The organism is uncultured Mycobacterium sp. (assembly GCF_964249325.1).
Taxonomy (GTDB): Bacteria; Actinomycetota; Actinomycetes; order Mycobacteriales; family Mycobacteriaceae; genus Mycobacterium.
Genome location: NZ_CAXUCH010000323.1, coordinates 1 through 3980, shown reverse-complemented (window position 1 = coordinate 3980; position 3980 = coordinate 1). Strand labels below are relative to the sequence as shown.

At 66.0% G+C, this 3980-nt stretch carries 5 protein-coding genes and 1 pseudogene; 4 read left to right on the top strand and 2 right to left on the bottom strand.

The window, feature by feature from the left end; all coding sequences use genetic code 11:
* The 3 genes and pseudogenes from ACFE99_RS23635 to ACFE99_RS23625 all read left to right on the top strand — a co-directional run.
* Nucleotides 1–281 (top strand): annotated as a pseudogene (locus tag ACFE99_RS23635) (DNA repair protein RecO); the annotation flags it as partial.
* A complete protein-coding gene (locus ACFE99_RS23630) occupies nucleotides 241–1143 on the top strand; it encodes a decaprenyl diphosphate synthase (RefSeq protein ID WP_375489105.1) in 903 nt (300 codons plus the stop codon). The pseudogene ACFE99_RS23635 and the gene ACFE99_RS23630, both read left to right, overlap by 41 nt.
* Complete coding sequence (locus ACFE99_RS23625; protein ID WP_375489103.1) at nucleotides 1143–1559, top strand: hypothetical protein; 417 nt, start codon at nucleotides 1143–1145, stop codon at nucleotides 1557–1559. Before ACFE99_RS23630 ends, ACFE99_RS23625 begins: the two co-directional genes overlap by 1 nt.
* Before the next feature lie 53 nt (nucleotides 1560–1612).
* Here the strand turns inward: ACFE99_RS23625 and ACFE99_RS23620 are convergent, their stop codons facing one another.
* Together ACFE99_RS23620 and ACFE99_RS23615 are read right to left on the bottom strand one after the other, a co-directional pair.
* Entirely contained in the window at nucleotides 1613–2002 is a 390-nt protein-coding gene (locus ACFE99_RS23620) for a Fur family transcriptional regulator (RefSeq protein WP_375489101.1), read from the bottom strand.
* Nucleotides 1999–2394 carry an ArsR/SmtB family transcription factor gene (locus tag ACFE99_RS23615; protein ID WP_375489099.1) on the bottom strand — a complete coding sequence of 132 codons (396 nt, stop codon included), beginning with the start codon at nucleotides 2392–2394 and terminating at the stop codon, nucleotides 1999–2001. The genes ACFE99_RS23620 and ACFE99_RS23615 overlap by 4 nt, the downstream gene beginning before the upstream one ends.
* Before the next feature lie 158 nt (nucleotides 2395–2552).
* On the opposite strand from ACFE99_RS23615, the gene ACFE99_RS23610 reads away from it, so the two are divergent.
* Complete coding sequence (locus ACFE99_RS23610) at nucleotides 2553–3944, top strand: glycine--tRNA ligase (protein WP_375489097.1); 1392 nt, start codon at nucleotides 2553–2555, stop codon at nucleotides 3942–3944.
* Nucleotides 3945–3980 lie beyond the last annotated feature (36 nt).

Here is a 3980-nt window from a genome sequence, read left to right as displayed (position 1 = left end):
GTTCCACCAAGCCGCCGGTGGGGGTGCTGGAGTTGATGTCGGCGTTGCGCGACGGCGACTGGGAGGCGGCGCTGGCTGCGCCGCAATCGCACCGCAATCACGTCAGCGGGTTGGTGGCCGCCCACCTGCAATGGCACTTAGAACGCCAACTGCGAACGTTGCCGCTGGTGGAGCGGATGGACCGGGTCGACCGTGCGGTCGCCGCCCATCGGATCTCGCTGGTCAGGCAGGATGTGGCCCATGGTGAGGAACCGGGGCAGCGGCTCAGTGCGGAAAGCTGAGCGCGGCTTTCCGCAGCTGCCTCCCGCGCCAGCCGACTACCCGACCTTCCCGGACAAGTCGACGTGGCCAGTGGTCTTCCCGGCGCTGCCGCCGTCACCCGCCGGCGGCCCGCGCCGGCCACCGCAACACCCCTCGAAAGCGGTCCCGCCGCGAATTCCGGCCGGGCAGCTGCCGACTCACGTCGCGATCGTGATGGACGGCAACGGCCGGTGGGCCACCCAGCGCGGACTGCCGCGCGTCGAGGGACACAAGATGGGCGAGGCGGTTGTCATCGACATCGCTTGTGGCGCAATCGAACTCGGCGTCAAGTGGTTGAGCCTTTTCGCTTTTTCCACCGAGAACTGGAAGCGGTCGGCCGAAGAGGTCCGCTTCTTGATGGGATTCAACCGCGATGTAGTGCGGCGCCGCCGCGAAAGCCTGAAGGCGCTCGGTGTGCGGATACGATGGGTCGGCTCTCGACCACGGTTGTGGCGCACCGTGATCAAAGAACTCGAGATCGCCGAGCAGATGACCGCCGACAACGACGTGATCACCGTGAACTACTGCGTGAACTACGGCGGCCGGGCCGAAATCACCGAAGCAGCAAGGCAAATCGCGCGGGAGGCGGCTGCCGGCAAGCTCAATCCTGATCGGATCACCGAAGGGACGATCGCCCGTCACCTGCACCGGCCCGACATTCCCGATGTGGACTTGCTGCTGCGCACCTCGGGGGAGCAGCGGTCCAGCAACTTCATGTTGTGGCAGGCGGCATACGCCGAATACATTTTCCAGGACAAGCTGTGGCCCGACTATGACCGCCGCGACTTGTGGGCGGCCTGCGAGGAATACGCCTCCCGCCATCGACGATTCGGGAGCGCCTGATGCCCTCACTGCAGCAGCGGCTGACGTCGGTGCTGGCCGAGGTGCTGCCCGTAGAGGAAGAACCCGACGGCGCGCTGACCATCCGCCATCTCGGCACGTTGGCCTCGCTACGGGTGGTGACCGTCGTCGAGGACCTCGATCTGGTGTCGCTCACCCAAGTGTTGGCATGGGATCTTCCGTTGAACAAGAAGCTTCGCGACCGGGTGGCCGAGCAAGCGAACGGAATCCAGTTAGGCGCAGTGGCCGTGGTGGAAAAGGTCGGCGAGGCGACCGCAAAGCGCAACTCGGCCAAAACCGCCGACGTGATGCTGCGGTACAACTTCCCCGGCGCCGGCCTGACCGACGACGCGCTGCGCACGCTGATCCTGATGGTGCTCGACACCGGGGCGCAGGTACGGCGCGCGCTAACGGGTTAGGGTGCGGTGGCAGGCGCGGCTGCTGAAGACTTGTGCGGCCGGCAGGTCGGGGTTTACCGGCACGCCGCACAGGTGCCGAAGATCTCGATGGTGTGGCTGGGATCGGAGAAGCCGTGTTCGGCTGCCACGCCGGCGGCCCAGGCCTCGACCTCGCGATCGCCGACCTCGACGGTGGAGCCGCAGCTGCGGCACACCAGGTGGTGGTGATGGTCCGTCGAGCAGCGGCGGTAGACGGATTCACCGGTGTCATTGCGCAGCGTGTCCAGCAGTCCCGTCGCTGCCATCGACTGCAGCGTGCGATAGACGGTGGTCAGGCCGATGTTTTCGCCGCGGCGACGCAACTCGTCGTGCAGTTCTTGGGCCGAGCGGAAGTCGTCGAGGCTGTCCAGCAGCGTTGCGATGGCCGCCCGCTGCCGGGTGGAGCGGACACCGGCACCAGTCATGAGCGATCCTCACCGGCGTGAGCGACCGCATCGATGACGATGTGCGCCAAGTGGTGGTCGGCCAGCCGGTACAGCACTTCGCGGCCTGACCGCTCACCGGCGACCACGCCAGCAGCCTTGAGGATTTTCAAGTGCTGGCTGACCAATGGTTGCGGTACGCCCAGCGCGTCGACCAGCTCGTGCACGCAGCGCTGCGACTCGCGCAACTGCAGCACGATCGCGATGCGCACCGGTGCAGCCAGCGCGCGCAGCAGCTCCCCGGCCGCGTCCAGGATTTCCCGTGGCGGCGGCGCCGGGAATGCCGAGAACTGGTGCTCATGCTCGCCTGCCAGCTCCGAGCCGACAGCCGCCATCGACGGGCCGTCGGCTACCGGCGACGTTGACGGGGACATGAGTCATCACCTTCGAGCAGGGCCGTTGGGAATCGCAGTCAGCTGACCTCCACTGTCACATGCACGATGACGCATGTCAAAGACCGCGGCCCCGATCGCTACGATGACTGGTGCTCGCGGCTCACCGCCATCCGCGTTCTTCCCCACCCGAGACAGGAGTGCACCAGCCCGTGGCGTCCGTCATCGACACCGTGGCCAACCTCGCCAAACGCCGCGGCCTGGTGTATCCGTGCGGCGAAATCTACGGCGGCGTCAAGTCGGCGTGGGACTACGGGCCACTGGGCGTCGAGCTCAAGGAGAACATCAAGCGACAGTGGTGGCGCTCGGTGGTCACCGGCCGCGACGACGTCGTGGGCCTGGACTCCTCTATCATCTTGCCGCGCGAGGTGTGGGTGGCCTCCGGCCACGTCGAGGTGTTCCACGATCCGCTGGTGGAGTCGCTGATCACCCACAAGCGCTACCGCGCCGACCACCTCATCGAGGCCTACGAGCAAAAGCACGGCCACCCGCCCGAGAACGGGCTGGCCGATATTCGCGACCCCGACACCGGCGAGCCAGGCCAGTGGACCGAGCCGCGGGAGTTCAACATGATGCTCAAGACCTATCTCGGGCCGATCGAGACAGAGGAGGGGCTGCACTACCTGCGGCCGGAAACCGCGCAGGGCATCTTCATCAACTTCGCCAACGTGGTGACCACCGCGCGCAAGAAGCCACCGTTTGGGATCGGCCAGATAGGCAAGAGCTTTCGCAACGAAATCACACCCGGCAACTTCATCTTCCGCACCCGCGAGTTCGAGCAGATGGAGATGGAGTTCTTCGTCGAGCCGTCCACCGCGCCGGAATGGCACCAGTATTGGATCGACACCCGGTTGCAGTGGTACATCGACCTGGGTATCAAACCTGACAACCTGCGGTTGTGGGAGCACCCGAAAGACAAGCTGTCGCACTATTCGGCGCGCACCGTCGACATCGAGTACAAGTTCGGCTTCGCCGGCAACCCGTGGGGCGAGCTGGAAGGCGTGGCCAACCGCACCGACTTCGACTTGTCTACGCACTCAAAGCATTCCGGTGTCGACCTGTCGTTCTACGACAACGTCACCGATACCCGCTACATCCCGTACGTGATCGAACCGGCGGCCGGGCTGACGCGGTCGTTCATGGCGTTTTTGGTCGACGCCTACAGCGAGGACGAGGCCCCTAACGCCAAGGGCGGAATGGACAAGCGCACGGTGCTGCGACTGGATCCGCGGCTGGCGCCGGTCAAGGTTGCGGTGTTGCCGTTGTCGCGGCACGCCGACTTGAGCCCCAAAGCCCGTGACCTGGCCGCCGAGTTGCGCAAATGCTGGAATGTCGAGTTCGATGACGCCGGCGCGATCGGGCGGCGCTACCGGCGCCAAGACGAAATCGGCACCCCGTTCTGCGTGACAGTGGATTTCGACACGCTCGAGGACCATGCGGTCACCGTGCGGGAACGCGACACCATGGGGCAGGAGCGGATCGCGATCGACGCGGTCGCCGACTACCTGGCGCTCCGGCTGCGCGCCTGCTAGAACCGCCCGCCGCCGCCCATGAACCCGCCGTCGGAG